This is a genomic window from Streptomyces sp. NPDC002785 (genome assembly GCF_040295565.1).
GTDB lineage: Bacteria > Actinomycetota > Actinomycetes > Streptomycetales > Streptomycetaceae > Streptomyces.
In genome coordinates, this window is sequence record NZ_JBEOVN010000009.1 from 24,239 (window position 1) to 42,513 (window position 18,275).

At 69.8% G+C, this 18,275-nt stretch carries 16 protein-coding genes and 2 pseudogenes; 10 read left to right on the top strand and 8 right to left on the bottom strand.

Going from position 1 to position 18,275, the window contains the following annotated elements; translation table 11 throughout:
• Positions 1–13: 13 nt before the first annotated feature.
• Together ABTZ94_RS04375 and ABTZ94_RS04380 are read right to left on the bottom strand one after the other, a co-directional pair.
• Positions 14–3,862, bottom strand: a complete 3,849-nt coding sequence (locus ABTZ94_RS04375) for an ABC transporter ATP-binding protein (RefSeq protein WP_351197358.1) — start codon at positions 3,860–3,862, stop codon at positions 14–16.
• A 223-nt stretch (positions 3,863–4,085) separates the two neighbouring features.
• The gene (locus ABTZ94_RS04380) at positions 4,086–5,048 is read right to left on the bottom strand and encodes a serine hydrolase (protein WP_351197360.1); all 963 of its coding nucleotides are present in this window, start codon (positions 5,046–5,048) and stop codon (positions 4,086–4,088) included.
• Positions 5,049–5,224: 176 nt separating this feature from the next.
• On the opposite strand from ABTZ94_RS04380, the gene ABTZ94_RS04385 reads away from it, so the two are divergent.
• Positions 5,225–5,596 carry a hypothetical protein gene (locus ABTZ94_RS04385; protein WP_351197362.1) on the top strand — a complete coding sequence of 124 codons (372 nt, stop codon included), beginning with the start codon at positions 5,225–5,227 and terminating at the stop codon, positions 5,594–5,596.
• Complete coding sequence (locus ABTZ94_RS04390) at positions 5,577–5,843, top strand: hypothetical protein (RefSeq protein ID WP_351197364.1); 267 nt, start codon at positions 5,577–5,579, stop codon at positions 5,841–5,843. Before ABTZ94_RS04385 ends, ABTZ94_RS04390 begins: the two co-directional genes overlap by 20 nt.
• A gap of 50 nt (positions 5,844–5,893) precedes the next feature.
• Here ABTZ94_RS04390 and speB read toward each other — a convergent pair whose 3' ends face one another.
• Positions 5,894–6,859 carry an agmatinase gene (speB, locus tag ABTZ94_RS04395; protein WP_351197366.1) on the bottom strand — a complete coding sequence of 322 codons (966 nt, stop codon included), beginning with the start codon at positions 6,857–6,859 and terminating at the stop codon, positions 5,894–5,896.
• A gap of 260 nt (positions 6,860–7,119) precedes the next feature.
• Here speB and ABTZ94_RS04400 point away from each other — a divergent pair, with 260 nt between their 5' ends.
• Positions 7,120–8,595, top strand: coding sequence for a PucR family transcriptional regulator (locus ABTZ94_RS04400; protein WP_502967174.1), 1,476 nt, complete (start codon positions 7,120–7,122; stop codon positions 8,593–8,595).
• Here ABTZ94_RS04400 and ABTZ94_RS04405 read toward each other — a convergent pair whose 3' ends face one another.
• On the bottom strand, positions 8,596–8,991 hold the full coding sequence (locus tag ABTZ94_RS04405; protein WP_351197370.1) for a YgjP-like metallopeptidase domain-containing protein: 396 nt from the start codon (positions 8,989–8,991) through the stop codon (positions 8,596–8,598). It lies immediately after the preceding gene.
• Positions 8,988–10,229, bottom strand: coding sequence for an AAA family ATPase (locus ABTZ94_RS04410; protein WP_351197372.1), 1,242 nt, complete (start codon positions 10,227–10,229; stop codon positions 8,988–8,990). Before ABTZ94_RS04410 ends, ABTZ94_RS04405 begins: the two co-directional genes overlap by 4 nt.
• Before the next feature lie 267 nt (positions 10,230–10,496).
• Between ABTZ94_RS04410 and ABTZ94_RS04415 the strand changes: the two are divergent.
• The 4 genes and pseudogenes from ABTZ94_RS04415 to ABTZ94_RS04430 form a co-directional block, all read left to right on the top strand.
• A pseudogene (locus tag ABTZ94_RS04415) lies at positions 10,497–10,649 on the top strand (PucR family transcriptional regulator); the annotation flags it as partial.
• Between the two features lie 90 nt (positions 10,650–10,739).
• Positions 10,740–11,075 (top strand): ArsR/SmtB family transcription factor, encoded by a 336-nt coding sequence (locus ABTZ94_RS04420; protein ID WP_351197374.1) that lies wholly within the window; start codon positions 10,740–10,742, stop codon positions 11,073–11,075.
• On the top strand, positions 11,076–11,771 hold the full coding sequence (locus ABTZ94_RS04425) for a cation efflux transmembrane domain-containing protein (protein ID WP_351197376.1): 696 nt from the start codon (positions 11,076–11,078) through the stop codon (positions 11,769–11,771).
• An 18-nt stretch (positions 11,772–11,789) separates the two neighbouring features.
• A complete protein-coding gene (locus tag ABTZ94_RS04430; protein ID WP_351197378.1) occupies positions 11,790–11,948 on the top strand; it encodes a hypothetical protein in 159 nt (52 codons plus the stop codon).
• A gap of 107 nt (positions 11,949–12,055) precedes the next feature.
• Here ABTZ94_RS04430 and ABTZ94_RS04435 read toward each other — a convergent pair whose 3' ends face one another.
• The 3 genes from ABTZ94_RS04435 to ABTZ94_RS04450 form a co-directional block, all read right to left on the bottom strand.
• Complete coding sequence (locus ABTZ94_RS04435) at positions 12,056–12,895, bottom strand: serine hydrolase domain-containing protein (protein WP_351197380.1); 840 nt, start codon at positions 12,893–12,895, stop codon at positions 12,056–12,058.
• Between the two features lie 574 nt (positions 12,896–13,469).
• On the bottom strand, positions 13,470–14,309 hold the full coding sequence (locus tag ABTZ94_RS04445; RefSeq protein ID WP_502967175.1) for an SDR family oxidoreductase: 840 nt from the start codon (positions 14,307–14,309) through the stop codon (positions 13,470–13,472).
• 78 nt (positions 14,310–14,387) lie between these two features.
• Entirely contained in the window at positions 14,388–16,235 is a 1,848-nt protein-coding gene (locus ABTZ94_RS04450; RefSeq protein ID WP_351197382.1) for a glycoside hydrolase family 15 protein, read from the bottom strand.
• Between the two features lie 105 nt (positions 16,236–16,340).
• Between ABTZ94_RS04450 and ABTZ94_RS04455 the strand changes: the two are divergent.
• The 3 genes and pseudogenes from ABTZ94_RS04455 to ABTZ94_RS04465 form a co-directional block, all read left to right on the top strand.
• Positions 16,341–16,591 (top strand): annotated as a pseudogene (locus ABTZ94_RS04455) (glycoside hydrolase family 15 protein); the annotation flags it as partial.
• A 95-nt stretch (positions 16,592–16,686) separates the two neighbouring features.
• Positions 16,687–16,899, top strand: a complete 213-nt coding sequence (locus ABTZ94_RS04460) for a ferredoxin (RefSeq protein WP_073781522.1) — start codon at positions 16,687–16,689, stop codon at positions 16,897–16,899.
• Positions 16,886–18,256, top strand: a complete 1,371-nt coding sequence (locus ABTZ94_RS04465) for an NAD(P)/FAD-dependent oxidoreductase (RefSeq protein ID WP_351197384.1) — start codon at positions 16,886–16,888, stop codon at positions 18,254–18,256. Before ABTZ94_RS04460 ends, ABTZ94_RS04465 begins: the two co-directional genes overlap by 14 nt.
• The last annotated feature ends 19 nt before the right edge of the window (positions 18,257–18,275 follow it).

An 18,275-nucleotide genomic window follows, 5' to 3' on the forward strand; every position in this document is an offset into this window, starting at 1 on the left:
ACGGGCCCGGCTCTCACACCCCCGCGGGCTCGTCCTCCCCTATGAAGGTGCGCCACAGCACGGCGTAGTGCCCTTCCCGGGCGAGGAGTTCGTCGTGCGTGCCGTCCTCGACGACCCGGCCGTGGTCCATCACCACGACCCGGTCGGCGCGGGCGGCGGTGGTCAGCCGGTGGGCGACGATGAGGGTGGTGCGGCGGCCGGAAATGGGGCCTCCCCTGCTCGAACGGAGTTGAGAGCTTGGGGAACGGTCGGTGGCCTGGTTGACCAGGGCCTCGCTGGCCAGGTCGAGGGAGGCGGTCGCCTCGTCGAGCAGCAGGACGTCCGGGTCGACGAGCTCGGCGCGGGCGAGTGCGATCAGCTGGCGCTGGCCGGCCGAGAGGTTACGGCCCCGCTCGGCGACCCCGTGCAGATAGCCGCCGTCCAGAGTGGCGATCATGTCGTGGGCGCCGACCGCCCGCGCCGCCGCTTCCACCTCGGCGTCGGTGGCCTCGGGCCGCCCGTACGCGATGGCGTCGCGGACCGTACCGGCGAAGAGGTATGCCTCCTGGGGTACGACTCCGAGCCGGTGCCGGTACGCGGTGAGGTCGAAGCGGCGCAGATCGGTGCCGTCCGCCGTGACCCGGCCGCCCGTCGGGTCGTAGTACCGGGCGACGAGCTTGACGAGTGTGGACTTCCCGGCGCCGGTCTCGCCGACGAACGCGACCGTCTGGCCGGCCGGGATCCGCAGGTCGACACCGATGAGGGCTTCCTCGGCGTCGTCGCCCGAGCCGTAGGCGAAGGTCACGTCCTCGAAGGCGATCTCGCCGCGCAGTGACAGCACGTCCAGCGGTTCGTCCGGGGCGTCGGTGGAGGTCGGCTCCCGCAGGAGTTCCTGGATGCGGCCGAGGGAGACGGTGGCCTGCTGGTAGCCGTCGAACACCTGGGAGAGCTGCTGCACCGGGGCGAAGAACAGGTCGATGTAGAGGAGGTAGGCGACCAGCGCACCGGTGGTGAGTGTGCCGTTGTCGACCCGGCCCGCGCCGACGATCAGTACGGCCGCCGCGGCCACCGACGACAATAGCTGCACGAACGGGAAGTAGACCGAGATCAGCCACTGGCCGCGGACCCTGGCCTCGCGGTAGTGGTCGCTGCGCTCCGCGAACCGGTCCGCGCCGTCGCGCTCGCGGCGAAACGCCTGCACGATCCGCAGCCCGGAGACGGACTCCTGGAGGTCGGCGTTGACGACGCTGATGCGTTCCCGGGCCAGCTCGTACGCCTTGACGCTCTTGCGGCGGAAGAAGAACGTACCGATGACCAGCACCGGCAGCGTCGCGAAGACGACGAGGGCCAGCTGTACGTCCAGGACGAGCAGCGCGACCATGATGCCGAAGAAGGTGACGACGGAGACGAAGGCCGTGACCAGACCGGTCTGCAGGAACGTCGACAGCGCGTCCACGTCCGTCGTCATCCGGGTCATGATGCGGCCGGTCAGCTCGCGTTCGTAGTAGTCCAGGCCGAGCCGCTGGAGCTGCGCGAAGATCTTCAGCCGCAGTGAGTACAGCACCCGTTCGCCGGTGCGGCCCGTCATCCGGGTCTCGCCGATCTGGGCCGCCCACTGCACGAGCACGACCACCAGGCCCAGCGCGGACGCCGCCCAGACGGCGCCGAGTGCGAGCTGCGAGACACCCTGGTCGATGCCGTGCCGGATCAGTACGGGCAGCAGGAGTCCGGCGCCCGCGTCCACCGCCACCAGCGCCAGGCTCACCAGGAGCGGCAGTCCGAAGCCGCGCAGCAGCCTGCGCAGCCCGTACGACTCCTCGGCGCTGACGGCCCGCGCCTCGTCGATGTCGGGTGTGTCGGTGGCGGGCCGCAGCGCCTCGACCTGGGCGAGCAGCTCGGGCGTCGCGGGCATGCCGGCCGCACCGGTGTCGCGCGGCTCCTCCTTGCGGATCCACAGGTGGGGGCTGATGCCGCGCTCGGCGTCGAACTCGGCGTCCAGCTCTTCCTGGAGCGCGCGGTCGTCCTCGGGGGTCGGGTCGGCGGCGGCGGTGGTGGTCAGCGGCTGGTGTCCGGGCGAGGTGCCGCCCAGCTCGTCCGGGTCGGTGAGCAGCCGCCGGTAGAGCGCGGAGCGGCGCTCCAGCTCCTCGTGCGTACCGATGTCGGCGAGCCTGCCGTGTTCCAGGACGGCGATCCGGTCGGCGAGGCCGAGGGTGGAACGGCGGTGGGCGATCAGGAGGGTCGTCCGCCCGGCCATCACCTGCCGCAGCGCCTCGTGGATCTCGTGCTCGACACGGGCGTCGACAGCGGAGGTGGCGTCGTCGAGGAGGAGCAGCCGGGGGTCGGTGAGGATGGCGCGGGCGAGCGCGACGCGCTGGCGCTGGCCGCCGGAGAGGGTGAGTCCGTGCTCGCCGACCTTGGTGTCGTAGCCCTCGGGCAGGTCCGCGATGAACCGGTCGGCCTGGGCGGCCCTGGCCGCTTCCTCGATCTGTTCCTGGGTGGCGTCGGGGACGCCGTACGCGATGTTGGCGCGGACGGTGTCGGAGAACAGGAAGCTGTCCTCCGGTACGAGGCCGATGGCGGCGCGCAGGGACTGCTGGGTCAGCTCGCGGACGTCGTGGCCGCCGACCAGGACCGCGCCGTGCGTCACGTCATAGAAGCGGGGCAGCAGCAGCGAGACCGTGGACTTCCCACTGCCGGACGCGCCGACGAGGGCGACGGTCTCACCGGGCTCGATGGTCAGCGAGAACCCGTCGAGGACGGGGCGGTCGAAGGCTCCGCTTGCGAGGTCGTCGTCAGTGGCGGAGGCGGAGCGGAGCGGGGCGTACCCGAACCGTACGTCGTCGAACTCGACGCTCGCGGGCGCGTCGGCCGGGAGTTCCTTGGTGCCGTCCTTCATGGTCGGCTCGGTGTCGATCAGTTCCAGTACGCGCTCGACGCCGGCCCGGGCCTGCTGCCCGACGGTCAGGACCATGGCGAGCATCCGGACCGGGCCGACGAGCTGGGCCAGGTAGGTGGAGAACGCGACGAACGTGCCGAGGGTGATCTCGCCCCGGGTGGCGAGCCAGCCGCCGAGGGCCAGCATCGCGACCTGGCCGAGCGCGGGGACGGCCTGGAGGGCGGGGGTGTAGCGGGAGTTCAGCCGGATCGTCCGCAGGCGTCCGGCGAAGAGCCTGCGCCCGACCTCGCGCAGCTTGCCGATCTCCTGCTCCTCCTGCCCGAATCCCTTGACGACCCGGACCCCGGAGACGGCCCCGTCGACGACTCCGGCGACGGCGGCGGCCTGCCCCTGGGCGTACCAGGTGGCGGGGAAGAGACGGGAGCGGGAGCGGCGGGCGATGAACCAGAGGACGGGAGCGACGGCGATCGCGACCAGGGTGAGCAGCGGTGAGAGCCACGCCATGATCACCAGGGAGAGGATGAAGAGCAGCACGTTCCCGATGGTCATCGGGAGCATGAACAGAAGGCCTTGGATCAGCTGCAGGTCACTGGTGGCGCGCCCGACGACCTGCCCGGTGGACAGCTCGTCCTGGCGCTTCCCGTCGAGGCGGGTGATCGTCCCGTACATCTCGGTACGGAGATCGTGCTGTACGTCGAGGGCGAGCCGGCCGCCGTAGTAGCGGCGGATGTACGTAGCTATGTACACCAGCACGGCGGCGCATATGAGGAGTCCGGTCCAGACGGTGAGGGACCTGGTGTGGTTGCCGACGACATCGTCGATGATCACTTTGGTGATCAGCGGGACGAGGGCCATCACCGCCATACCGGCCAGCGACGAGCCGAGCGCCAGCAGCACATTGCGCCGGTAGCGCCATGCGTAACCGCTCAGCCGCCGAACCCACCCCGGGGCCTGCGCCGCGCCCTCTGCGTCCCCTGCGTCCGTCACCGGTGCCTCCCGATCGACCTGCTCTACCGGAAGGCACCAACACGGTGGGCGGCGGATTTCATCCCGCCGTTACAAAAGACGGGTCTTTGGTCGTAGGCCGGTGCGACGTCCTGCCTACGACCGGCATACGACCGGCATACGACCGGCTGCCCAGCCAGTCGGCGGCCGACCGATGCAGGGGGCGGGACCGGCCGGTGTCCGCGGCCCGCTGCCCGCTGCTCGGCTACGACCGCGGCGTCGCGGTGAGCATCCGTATCGCCGGTGCCTCCGGTACCGCGGGCACCGCTTCCTGCGGGGCGGCGGGCGGGGCGACGGTCGTCGACGCGGCGGCGGCCGGGTTGAGGTCCTTGTGCACGGCGCGGGCGACGGCCTGAATGGTGTTGATGCCGTCGTTCATCGTCTTGTTGTCCTGGGTGAGGACGGTGATCGCGTAGTCGTGCCCCTTGCCCGTGAAGGCGCCGATGCTGTGCACCCGCCAGCCGTGGGTGGCGCGCGGCAGCCAGCCGTTCTTGACCTGGACGGTCACTCCGGACGGCGCTCCGGCGGGCGTGCCCCAGCGCTGGGAGGAGACGACCTTGCGCATCAGTCCCAGTTCGTACGCCCGCGAGCTGTCGCTCAGCACGGAGTTCTTGGCGGTCAGCAGGGTCAGCAGCCGCTGCTCGTCCTGGGCGGTGATCTGGGTCAGCCCCCAGTAGCCACGGGAGCCGGGCACGGTGTGCGTCATCCCGGCAGCCTTCAGGAACGCCTTGACCTTGGTCACCCCGAGCTGCTTCCACAGGCTGGTGGTCGCGTTGTTGTCGGACTTGGTGATCATGGCGGTGGTGAGGTTGATCTCACGCTGGGTGAGATAGCGGTTGTGCTTCTTGTTGTCCCAGAGCAGCGTCGCCAGCACGGTCGCCTTCACGACGCTGGCGGAGTCGTACTTCGTCGTCGCCCGCAAGGAGCAGGTCGTCTTGGTGGTCCGGTCGTAGAGCGCCACGGCCGTCGTCGACTTCCGCGCCTTGAGCGCGGCGGTGATGTCCTTCGACAGCTTGGCGGCCAGCCCCGCCTTGCCGGACGTGCAACTCACCGTCGGCGTCGCGGCGGCGGCGGGCGTGGCCGCGAGTGCCACGGGTGCGAGCACACCGGCGACGAGCGCGACGGACAGCACGCCCCGCGCACGGCGGAATATGGAGAGCTGATTCATACGGCGTTTCCCCCTGGGCGAATTCATACGGTGTGCCCCCCGGCACACCCGACACTGATGACTTCTGACGGACGGAAAGGTTGTACACCGCGAGCCGGCGTTCCTCGGCCGGGCGGGCCGGGTAGGGATGAAATTCGCCGGCAAAACGGCTTCCGTCGGCGCAACGAGGAGACACCATGCCGGAAGAGCGGCCGACCGACGCCCATCTGTGCGGACAGCTGTACGCCACCCTGGAGGTGCTGCAGCGGCTGGCCGACATCGGCTTCCGCGCGCTGGGGCGCGAGGAGTCGAGGCAGCGGGCCGCAAAGAAGCCTCGTACGGAGATGACCGTCCCCCTGCACACGGTCGGCAAGTCCTTGTACTGGGCACGGCTACGGGGCCACGGCCCCGCAGCAGGCGCCGTCTTCCGGTCGATCCCGGACCTGATGCCCTCGGCCAGGGATCTGCCGGCCACTCTGAATCCGGATCAGCAGAAGGAGTTCCTGCAGGGGTGGCAGGCGCAGCTGGATGCCATCGAGAAAATCAGGAATGAGACCGCCGGACGCTGAACCGCCCGGGACCCCGGCTGCCGGGGTCCCGGGCTGGCAGGCGTCCTGCAGATGCGTCGGCTCCAGCTTCGCCGCGTGGCTCGCCTGGGACATGGCGGACTACGGCTTGGCACGTCGCTGGTACGGCTCCTCGATCAAAGCCGCCCACGCCTCCGGTGACAAGCTCCTCGCCGCCTACCAGACCGGCAGCCTGGCCGGCTTCGATCGGACGTCGTCGGCTACGCGCGCCAAGTCGGCGTGCCCGTGACCGTCCTCTGGCCGGATGGGGCCTCGCGGTAGAGACCCCGCGGCGAACACCTAGGAGCGGGCCTCCGCGATCTGGCGGGACATGATCGTCGTCAGTTCGTACGCCGTGTGGGAGGCGGCGACGGAGGTGATCTCGGCGTGGTCGTACGCGGGGGCGACCTCGACCAGGTCGGCGGAGACCAGGTTGCAGGAGGACAGCCCGCGGACGATCTCCAGGAGTTCACGGGAAGTCAGGCCGCCGGCCTCGGGGGTGCCGGTGCCGGGGGCGTGCGCCGGGTCCAGGACGTCGATGTCGATGGAGATGTAGAGCGGCCGGTCGCCGATGCGCTGGCGCAGCTGGTCGGCGACCTCGTCGACACCGCGGCGCATGACGTCGGCGGAGGTGACGATGCCGAAGCCCATCTTGGCGTCGTCGTCGAGGTCCTGCTTGCCGTAGAGCGGGCCGCGGGTGCCGACGTGGGAGAGGGCGGAGGTGTCGAGGATGCCCTCCTCGACGGCCCGGCGGAACGGGGTTCCGTGGGTGTACTCGGCGCCGAAGTAGGTGTCCCAGGTGTCGAGGTGGGCGTCGAAGTGGAGCAGGGCGACCGGGCCGTGCTTCTTCGCGACGGAACGCAGCAGCGGCAGCGCGATGGTGTGGTCGCCGCCGAGCGTCATCAGGCGGGCGCCGGTCGAGAGGAGGTCGTCGGCAGCGGCCTCGATCGTCTCGACGGCCTCATTGATGTTGAACGGGTTCGCGGCGATGTCACCGGCGTCGGCGACCTGCGCGAGAGCGAACGGCGAGGCGTCCTGCGCCGGGTTGTACGGGCGCAGCAGGCGCGACGCCTCACGGATCGCGTTGCCGCCGAAGCGGGCGCCGGGACGGTAGGAGACACCCGTATCGAAGGGCACGCCGACGACGGCGACATCGGCAGTGCCGACCTCGTCGAGGCGGGGCAGCCGGGCGAACGTCGCGGGTCCGGCGTACCGCGGGACGCGGGAGGAGTCGATCGGACCGCGCGGCGTTTCGTTGCTGCTCATGGGGGTGCCTTTCTTGTTGCGATGCGGGGTGACGCTGAGGTGGTGCGCGCTTTGTGAGCGTTCGTACGTTAAGCGTTGGTACGTCATTCGAATGAGCGGGGCGAGATCAAGCCCGCCAAGGGGCCTCTCCCATGCCGCTTGGGACCTTGGGACCTTGGGACCTTGGGGGGAGAGAGATCGAGGGCGGGGCGGCACTACAGACGGTAGGTGGCTCGCAAGCGGCGCTGAAGTGTACGTTTCATCCATAATTGAAGCCTTCGATGGATGGACCGTCCATGCCGGAAGTCTTGTCCGGGCTCACCCCGCCCCCCACTCCCCCGATCCCGCTCACCGAGCTGCTCGCGCGCGAGGGACTCGGGCTGCACCGGATCGCGGGTCCGGCCGAGGCGGATCTGCTGTGGGTGCACACCTCGGAGATGGCAGACCCGTACCCGTATCTGCTCGGCGGTGAGCTGCTGCTGAGCGCCGGGCTGACGCTCAAGGACCCGGACGCCTTTGTGGCGCGGCTGGTGGAGGCGGGGGCGGCGGCGCTCGGTTTCGGGGTGACGCCGGTGTTCGACACGGTGCCGCAGGCGCTGATCGAGGCGTGCGACCGGCACGGTCTGCCGCTGGTGGAGGTGCCGCCCGAGACCCCGTTCACAGCGATCGCCCGGGCGGTGTGGCGGCTGATGGCCGAGGCCCGGCACCGCGAGCTGCGCCGGGTGACCCGCGCCCAGCAGGCCCTGGCCACGGCGGCGGCCCGGCCCGACCCGATCCCTGCGGTGCTGCACCAGCTGGCGGCCCAGCTGGAGGGCCGGGCGGTGCTGCTCTCCGCGGACGGCGAGGAGCTGCACACGGCGGGCCGCCGCCCGGCCCCCGAGGCCGGGGCAGCACTGACCCGGCTCACCCGGGTGGTCTCCGGCGTGAAGCGCCCCGCCCCGGCGTCCGCCACCGACACACTGCGGGACGCGCACCTGTCCGCGTACGCACTGGGCGGCGGCCAGGGCCTCGTCCTGGCGCTGGCGACGGACCGGCGCGAGGCGGGCGACCACACGATCGCCGGAGTGGCCGTCGTCCTGCTCTCCCTGCTGGCCGCCCCGCATCAGGGCGCCGACGCGGCGGGCCGGTCGGCGGCCCTCGTACGGATGCTGCTGGGCGCGGACCCGCAGCACGTCGCCCCGCTGCTGGGTGGTGCCGAGCAGTGGACGGTGGTGCACGCGCGCCGCAGCGGCGACGGCCCGGTCGACCCGCTCACCGCCGGCGCGCTGGGCGCCGCTCTCGGCTCGGCCCTGGTCGACGCGGGCCGGGGCGGCGACGCCGTCAGGGTCCTCATCCCCGGCGGCGACCGGATCACCCCGCAGCCCGGCTGGACCCTCGGCGCCTCCGCCCCCGCACCCATCACGGCCCTCGACCTCGCCGACGGCCAGGCGGCCCGATCCCTGGGCCGCGCCATGGCCACCCGCACCCCACTGGCCCACCACGACACCGGTACCGGCGCAGGCCTGGCCGCCCTGATCCCTCCCGACCAGGCCGAGGCCCACGCCCGCGCCCTCCTCGCCCCGCTCACCGAGCCCCTGACCGAGACCCTGCGCTGCTGGCTGAGCCTGCACGGCAGTTGGGACCGCACGGCGACAGCCCTACAGGTCCACCGCAACACGGTCCGACAACGCATCGCCCGCTGCGCGACGCTGCTGGACGCGGACCTGGACGACATGGACGTACGCACGGAACTGTGGTTCGCCTTGCGGCGGGGGTGATCAGCGCCCCAGGAGGGCCCTGGATGGATCCTCCTGGGCGATCTCTCCCATCCACATGCGCCGGCCGAGTTCGTCGAGCTCGGCCCGGCGCTCCTCGTACTCGGGCAGCGCCTGCGACAGCAGTCGCCAGAAGCCCGCCCGATGACCAGAGATTCGCACGTGGGCCAGCTCATGGGCGACGACGTAGTCCACAAGATGCATCGGAAGCTGGAAGAGCGGCCACCCGAGGCTCATACGGCCGGGGCCCCGCTCATCGTCACCTGGGCGGTATCTGCCCCACCGCCCGCCGAGATCACACACATCGAGATCCGGTTCGTCGACCGCCATTCTGGCTGCCCACGGTTGGAGCCGCCCGGACGTCCAGCCAAGCCCGGCACGGCAGTACCAACCGATCAACGCCGCCCTGCCCTGTTCCGGATTGCCAGCAGCCGCCGCGCGATCTGGCCCTCCAGGAGCGAGGGGACCGCGCCGAAGGCACCGGCCAGATAGGACTTCGTCAGGTCCTCTTCCTCGCCCGGCGACGCGGCGGTCAGCGGATACAGCTCCGTGGCCCCGTCCCTGTCCTTCTCCGTCAACCACACCTGGCCCGGTTCCAGCAGGCGACCGCCGCTCGGCGTACTGAGCACCGACGGGTCGTGCGACGTGAAGACGAGCTGCGCACCCTTCGGGTTGGCCTCGGGATCGTGGAAGAGGCGGACGACCTCGGCGGCGAACCGCGGGTGGAGGCTCGAATCCAGCTCGTCGATGAGCAGCACGGCACCCTCGTCCAGCGCAAGGAGCAGTGGGCCGAGCAGCGCGAACCACGAGCGGGTGCCGAAGGACTCATGCCGCCAGTCGAAGGCCACGTCGCCGGTTGCCGACCGGTGGGCGAGTCTCACCGTGGCGCGGCCCTGGCCCTCCTCGACGACCTCGGCTCCGGTGATCCCCAGGTCGGCGACCCTCAGCAGCTCGTTGATACGGCGTGCGCGGCTGCCTGAAAGCTCTTTCGTGGTGAACGCCTCGCGCTGCGTCCGCTCGTCCTCCGGGTTGATGAGCCAGAGATTGCGGCGGAACCAGTGGAAGAGCGGCGAGAGCTGGGGATGGTTGTCCGTACCGGCCGTGGACAGGAGCAGCGCGTTCGGCCGGGTGCGCCGCTCAAGCTGGGACCGGTCCTTCACCCGGCTGCCGGGCCAGTCGTACACCTTGGCGCGTGAGGCGTCGCGGTCGAGCCATACCTGGCGGTGCCCGCGGGGGTAGCTGTGCAGCCATTCCGCCTCGACTCGTTCCGAGCCGAGCTCGAAGCCGTACGTCCAGCGCACGTCGTCGATCACGAGATCGGCCTCGAAGAAGCTCGGCTCGTCGCCCTCCTTGGCGTCCAGTGCGAAGGGGGTCCGTGCGGTGCCGTCGAAGGACGCCCAGCGCGCGTAGGAGTTCAGGACAGCCGTGCGCATATCGGTCAGGGCGGCCAGCACGTTCGACTTGCCCGAGGCATTGGCTCCAAAGATGCCGATCAGGGGAAGAACGCCTGAGGATCGGCCACCCGCCAGATCGAGGGGGCGCGCGACTCCGCTCGGTTCACCTTCGGGGACGACGAAGGACAGCTCCTGCTCCTCGCGCAGGGAGCGTACGTTCGCCACACGGAATCTCAGCAGCACACTGCCCTCCTCTCGCATCCTCGCGGTCAGACTAATCGTCGGTACGGACATCAGCGTGCCGGTTGAGGCCACGGCCTCCCGGAACATACCGTTCCCGACCGGTCTAAGAGGACTGAAAAGCTGATCATTTCGATGCAGCACGCACGCGCCACCCAGGTACTGGAGGCAGGCGGCCGACCGGCTCACACCGCGCGCCGGGGTGCGGGGAAGCGCCGCCGCCCGGCCCCCGACATCGGGGCGGCGCTGACCCGGCTCACCCGGGAGTTCCTGCTTTCCCTGCTGGCCGCCCCGCATCAGGGCGCAGACGCGGCGGGCCGGTCGGCGGCCCTCGTACGGATGCTGCTGGGCGCAAACCTGCAGCACGTCGCCCCGCTGCTGGGCGGTGCCGAGCAGTGGACGGTGGTGCACGCACCTCGGACGCAGTTGGCCGATTGCAGGCCTGCGACTGAGACCGACCGGCAAAAACGATCCATGCATTGCTGAATTCAGGAATGCGTGTACTGTCGTAATGTGCTGACACTCGCCGCTGACATCGAGGTGCTGGCGCGGTTCGGTCGCGCCCTCGCCGACCCCATCCGCTGCCGCATCCTGCTCGCCCTGGGGCAGGCTCCGGCCTACCCGGCCGACCTCGCCGACTCTCTGCAGATCTCCCGGACCCGGCTGTCGAATCACCTCGCGTGCTTGCGCGACTGCGGCCTGGTCGTGACCGTCCCCGACGGCCGGCGCACCCGCTACGAGCTCGCCGACGAACGTCTCGGGCACGCCTTGGACGACTTGCGCAACGCCGTCGTCGCCGTCGACGCCGACCGCACCTGTGCCGAGGCGGACGAGAAGGGGTGCTGCTGAATGACCGCGGTATCACTCGGACCGAGCCCGGCCCGCCGTGATGCGCTGACCCGACGCATACGCCTGCTGGTCGCCGCGACCATCACCTACAACGTCATCGAGGCAATCGTCGCGATCAACGCCGGCACCATCGCCTCCTCCACGGCGCTGATCGGCTTCGGGCTCGACTCCGTCATCGAGGTGTCCTCCGCCGCAGCCGTCGCCTGGCAGTTCTCCGCGGCCGACCACGCCGTCCGCGAAGCCCGCGAGCAGCGCACGCTGCGGATCATCGCCGTCTCCTTCCTCGCCCTCGCGCTGTACGTGAGCGTCGACTCCGTGCGCGCGCTGACCGGAACCGGCGATGCCGACCACTCCGTCCCCGGCATCGTCCTCGCCGCGCTCTCGCTGGCGATCATGCCGTTCTTGTCCGCGGCCCAACGCAAGGCCGGCCGGGAACTCGGCTCCGCCTCCGCCGTCGCCGACTCCAAGCAGACCCTCCTCTGCACCTACCTCTCCGCCGTACTCCTGGTCGGCCTGCTGGCCAACCTGCTCCTCGGCTGGTCCTGGGCCGACCCGATCGCCGCCCTTCTCATCGCCGCCATCGCCGTCAGGGAAGGCCGTGATGCCTGGCAGGGCAAGGGCTGCTGCGCCCCCAGCTCCGCCGCCACGACGCCGGCCGCCGCCTCGGAGGCCGCCCCCTGCGACTGCTGCACCTGAGCCACACGGGAGCCCGACATGCGCAACGACACCATGAAGATCGAACTGCTGGTCGTGCCCGGCGGTGAGCGCAGCGACGAGCCCCGCCACGCCGTGCCCCATGCCGGTGTTCACCCGGCCCCGCATCCAGCCCTGGTGCGTGTGGGCGGAGTACTGGCCGACGCGCAGCCGACGTAGGTCACCGCTGTCGCACAACTCCGTCAAGTGGGCTGCGAATGACAGGAGTTGACTCCGCCTCGGCTGGGGTGTGCCGACGCAGAGTGCCAGCAGTGTGCCGGTCGGTCTTAGTCGGGCGGTTTGGCAATCGCGTCCTTCAGGATCTGGACGGCTGTGTTCTCGGTCGGTGTTGGCCGGCTGGAGAGGCGGTGGACCATGACCCAGGTCCCGTCCTCCAACGCGCCCGCGAAGACGGAGGCATCCCGGGTAGCGCCATTGTGCCAGCGCAGGCGCCCTGACGTCTGCCAGGTCAGCGCGGGTTCACCCAGCTTTCGTTCGACGAGCAGCTTGGTCACCAGACGTGCGGCCTCGCGCGGGGTGGCCCACATCCCTCCGGCGGGCAGGATCGCGCCACTCATGGTCCAGGGGCGAAGGGGCCGGCCCAGGAACCCGCGTCCACTGAGTCGTCTGGCCGACGGCGGATTCGAGGTCACCTCGGTGATGTCCAAAGGAGTGAGCACGTACCGGTTCAGGAGCTCCTCGTACGATGCGTCCGCCGCAGCGGAGAGTGCCGCACCGAGGATGGCGTAGCCGAGGTTGGAGTACTCCGCTTCTCCGCCCGGAGGTCCGGTGGTGAAGGTGTCGAGGCGTTCCAGGACGGCGTTCAGGGCTTCGGAGTCGAAATCAGCGTACGGGTCGAGCCGTCGTAGATGCGGCGGAACCCGAGGCAGCGCGGCGGTGTGCCCCGCGAGGTGCCGCAGGGTGATGCCGGTCCCGGCAGGTATGCGGAGGAATTGGTCGAGTGGGTCGTCGAGTTGGAGCAGTCCTGCTTCAGCCAGCTGGGCGAGCAGGGTTCCGGTGAGTGGCTTGGTCAGCGAGCCGATCTGGACGAAGCGGTCGAGGTCATGGCCGTGGCTGACCTGGGGGGCCTGGGTGCTACTGAGAATGCAGGTGGGTACCGGGGGCATGGTGCGCCTTCAGTCGGTGATGGGGGGCAGTGCGCAGGCCGCTGTACCGCCCGGCATGCGGTGTCGGTTCCTGGCCACCGTTCGGTAGACGACGTGCGCTGCCAGGCTGATAGGGGGAAGCCGCAGGCAGCGACCCATGAGCCGGTACCTGCGGGTGAGGGAGGAGCCGAAAAGACGGCCAGGGCAGGGCGCCGCCGTAGCGCACCTGGCCCCCGTCGAACAGTAGAACTTCTCTGTCCAGGCGTCCCAGGTGGGGCTGAGTCAGTTCCGGCGGGAGGGTCTGCCAGGCGACAGCCTCCGCCCGAGGTCTGGGAGCAGGCCGAGCGAGAGGTCGACTTCCCGCTGCGTGTACGCGGTGGCCGCAGCAGAAAAGATGGGTGCCTTGACGCGCTGGGCATGCAGGGGGCGTCGGTGCCGGTTCTGACTCCGAATGAGGCAGATGCTCTGTCCCGTGCCACTCCCCCGTGCCACGGGGTTCTGCGCAACGCTCCTCACAGCCTCTCCGTGACCGGCGTCACCGCTCGCCGCCATGGACTCTGCTCGGCCGCAGAGCACGCCAGCACCGCAACCGTGCTCACCCGCCCGTGGCGAAGCCGGGAAAAAGCGTCATGCCGCCATCGACGTAGAGCGTCGCACCCACAACGTAGTCGAAGAGGTCGGATGCCAACGCCGCCACAGCTGTGCCAATGTCCTCCGGGTCGCCGACGCGGTTGTAGGGGATGAAACGAAGCAGGCCGGCTTCGGACTCAGGAGAATCCCAGGCGCTGCGATTGATCGGGGTGCGGATCGCCCCAGGAGCTATGGCGTTGACCCTGATCTTGTGGGGTGCGAGTTCCTGAGCCAGGGTTTCCATCATCATCATGACACCGCCCTTGGATGCCGCGTAGTTGACGTGCCCGGCCCAGGGAATCACCTGATGGACCGAGCTCATGCAGATGATCTTCCCTGCGGACTTGGACACCTCTGGTACGACGCCACGGCGCAGGAACTCCTTTGCCGCCTCGCGGGCGCACAGGAACTGGCCGGTCAGGTTGACGTCGAGAACCTTCTGCCACTGCGACATGGTCATGTCGATCGCGGCGGCATCGCGTTGCAAGCCGGCGTTGGCCACGAGGATGTCGATCGTGCCGAGTTCGTCGACCATCTTGGAGACCATCTCGACCACTTGGTCCTCTTGGGAGACGTCCGCCTCGTGCGCGTAGGACCGCACGCCGAGATCCTCGATCTGCCGCACTACGTCCTGGGCTGCTTCGCCCCCGGAGACGTAGTTGACCACGACATCGGCGCCCATTCTTCCCAGGCCGATGGCGGTGGCCCTGCCAATGCCGGAGTTCGCTCCGGTGACCAGCGCCTTCTGCCCCTTGAGCAGCGGTTGCGAGCTGCTCCGGCCCCCCTCGCCGACACTGCTGCCCACCGGCTTCTCCCTCTCTGTACTGACCTCTTGGCGGCTTTGAGGACTGGGTCGTCGAACACGAAGATGCGGCACTGTGGCTCACCGTTCTTCCCAGGGGGCATCGAAGGTTTCCATGCGCTGCCGGTCGAGGGCATCGTCCAAAGTGGTGGCGGCCATGATCAACGAAAGATGAGTGAACGCCTGTGGGAAATTGCCCAGTTGCTCACCGCTGGGGCCTATCTCCTCGGCAAACAGACCGACATGGTTGGCGTAGGTCTGCATCTTCTCGAAGGCGTAACGCGCCGGGCGCAAGCGCCCAGCGCGGGCGAGGGCGTCCACATAGAAGAAGGTGCACAGGCTGAAGGTGCCTTCGGAGCCGCGCAGTCCGTCGGGGGAGGCCTCGGGGTCGTAGCGGTAGACAAGGCTGTCCGACACGAGGGTGCGTTCCATGGCATCGAGCGTGGACAGCCAGCTCTCCGTCTTCGGAGCCAGGAAGCCGACCCGGGGGATGAGCAGCAGCGCGGCATCGAGGACTTCGCCTCCGTAGTGCTGCACGAGAGCCTGGTCCTTCTCGTTCCAGCCACGTTGCATCACCTGTTCGAGGATCGCGTCACGAGAGGCGGTCCACCGCACGGTGTCGGCGGGACGGCTGTACGTGGCCGCCAAGCGCAGCCCCCGGTCGAAGGCCACCCAGGACATCACTCGGCTGAAGGTGAAGTCCTTGCGCCCGCCGCGGGTTTCCCATATGCCCTCGTCGGGCCGGTCCCAGGAGTCAGCAAGCCAGTCCAACGTCCGGGCGACGTTCTTCCAGCCGTGATAGCCGGCCCGCATGGTGATCTCGCCGCCCTCGGCCAAGGCGTAAAGCGCCTCGCCGTAGATATCCAGCTGCAGCTGACCGGCGGCGCCGTTCCCGGCTCTCACCGGATACGAGCCGCGATAGCCCTCGAAGTGCGTGAGCTCCTCCTCCGGCAGCTGAGGGTCTCCGTCGACGCGGTACATGATCTGCAGCGGCTCACCTCCGATGCCCTCACGAGCTCGGAAGCGGTCTCCCAGCCAATGGGTGAAGTGCGCCGCTTCTTCGACGTACCCGAGGTCGAGCAGGGCACGCACCGACAAAGAGCCGTCGCGGATCCAGGTGTACCGGTAGTCCCAGTTGCGTTCCCCGCCGATCTGCTCCGGCAGACCCATGGTGGCTGCGGCGATCGGAGCGCCCGTCGGAGCGTAGGTGAGCAGTTTGAGAGTGATGGCCGATCGGTGCACCACTCCCGGCCAGCGCCCACGGTACCGGGAGGCACGAATCCAGCGCTGCCAGAATCCCACCACGTCCCAGAACTGCCTGATCACGCCGTCCGGTGTCGGGGGATCCGGGGGCTGACTGTCCACGGTGTCGACGGTGAACACCGCGGCGGCCACCTCCCCCGCATTCAAAGTGACGGCGCCCCGCACGTCCCTGCCGTCCGGCTGCAGGGGGAACGTGCTCTGCACATACGCGGTGACACCCGGGGTCCGGAAGGTGGCGGTGCCGTCGCGGAGGTCGAGCTCATGGCCGGCCCGGCCGTAGTCGAACCGCGGCCGGCACTCCAACACGAAGCGCATACTGCCGCGTACTGCCCGCACTCCGCGGATCAGTGTGTGCCGGTCGGTGGCCCTGCCGGTTCGGTCCGGCGGCATGCAGTCGAATATCTCCCCGACCCCGTCGGGCGACAGGAAACGCGTCACCAGGACCGCGGTGTCGGGATAGTAAAGCTGCTTGCACGTGGCGCCCCTGGCCTCCGGAGCGAACAGGAAATGGCCGCCGCGGTCATGATCGAGCAGGGCGGCGAATATGCTGGGCGAGTCGAACCGGGGGGCCGCGAACCAGTCGATGACCCCCTGCGAAGAAACCAGGGCAGCAGTCTGCAGGTCGCCGACGATGCCGTGGTCGGCGATGGGCGGGTAACGATCCATCGTCCTGTCGCCTTTCCGAAGCCCCTCTTCCACTGTCGTCTTGGTCTGCCAGGGACGCCAAGGGAGCACCGCACGGGCCGGGTACGCGAGCAGCGCTCAGGATGTGGGGTCGCCGGTGCCCTGGGCGCCTTCTCCATCTGCTCCTTCTGGTACGTCCAAGCCCTCACCCGCGCCGGGCGCCTGGACGAAGCCCGCCCAACCTTCGAGAAGATGCTCACCTACGCCAACCATCTCGGCCTGTACGCCGAAGAGACCGGCCACACCACAGAGCAACTGAGCATTTTCCCGAGGCGTTCACATACCCGAGCCTCACTGGCGCCGGGTTCGACCTCGACGGGGCCAGGACTGACAACTGACCGGCAGCGCCCCGCGAGCAGTCGCCGCGCGAGTCGGCGGTGCTCGGCTCATGCTGGAAGAAAAGGGGGGTGCGGCGACAAAGGAAGTGGTGGGGATGCGAACCGTTGTGGACCTCACGCGCTGCCAGGGCTATGCACAGTGCGTTTTCCTCGCACCAAAGATGTTCGAACTGCACGGCGAGGAAGGATTGCTGTATGCCACGGCCGTCCCCGACGACCAGGCCGAACACGTGCGCCAGGCTGCGGCGGCCTGTCCGGTCCAGGCCATCCTCGTCGGTGAAGAGGTGAACCCCGATGGCCGCCGGTGATCTTCGGGCGGGCCGGATCGTGATCGTCGGTGCGTCCCTGGCGGGGCTGAGGGCTGCGGAGACGCTGCGCGAGGAGGGCTTCACCGGCTCCCTCACGGTGGTCGGGGACGAGCCCCATCCGCCCTACGACCGGCCGCCGCTGTCCAAGCAGGTACTGCTCGGCCGGGCGACGGCGGACACCACCGAACTGCCGATGCGCCGGGACCCGGATGCCGACTGGCGGCTGGGAACGGCCGCCACCGGGCTGGACCCTTTGGAGAAGCGGGTGCTGCTGGCGGACGGAGAGTCGCTGCCGTACGACAGGCTGCTGATCGCCACAGGGACCCGGGCGCGGCCCTGGCCCAACCCGGCAGAGGGCGCCCTGGACGGGGTGTTCACCCTGCGCACGTGTGAGGATGCCGCAGGACTGGCCGAGCGACTGGACGCCGGGCCGAGGCGGGTGCTGGTGATCGGTGCCGGTTTCACCGGCTCGGAGATCGCCTCGGCCTGCCGGGAGCGCGGACTGGATGTCACGGTTGCCGAACGCGGCCCCGCGCCCCTGGTGGGCGCACTCGGCGGCACCCTGTCGAAACTCGCGGCCGCCATGCAGCGCAACCACGGCGTAGACCTGCGCTGCGGGGTCACCGTCACCGCCCTGCGCGGGAACGGCAGCTTCACCGGCGCGGACCTGTCCGACGGCACGCGTGTCGACGCGGACGTGTGCGTCGTGGCGCTGGGGGCGGTCCGCAACGTCGAATGGCTGGCCGACTCCGGACTGGCGGCGGGCCCGCGCGGGATCGCCTGCGACGCCGGGTGCCGCGCCTTCAACATGTACGGCATCGTCACCGACGACGTCTTCGTGGCCGGCGACGTCTCCCGCTTCCCCCACCCGCTCTTCGGCTACCAGATGCTCTCCCTGGAGCACTGGGGCAACGCGGTCGAGCAGGCCGAAGTGGCAGCCCACAACATGATCAACCCGGGGCCCAGGCAGCGCCCGCACCTCGCCATTCCGACATTCTGGTCGACCCAGTTCGGGCTCAACATCAAGTCTGTGGGCGTACCGACCTTCTCCGACCACGTGGTCATCGCCCAGGGCTCTCTGGAGGCGCGCCGTCTGGCGCTGGTCTACGGCTACCAGGGGCGGGTCACCGCCGCGGTCACCGTCGACATGGCCAAGTCGCTCGACTACTACCGGCACCTGATCGAGACCGCGGCCCCGTTCCCGCCCCCGCCCGGCGCGCTGGACCGTGCGCTCGCGGCCGACGTCACGATTCCGTCCGACGTACCGGATCCGAAGGGGCTGTCCCACGGCCCCACCGTGGCGCTCACCGGTTACCTGCCCGACCGCCGACTGACCGTGGTGCAGCCCCCGCGCTGACCCACGTCCCGTCCCACGA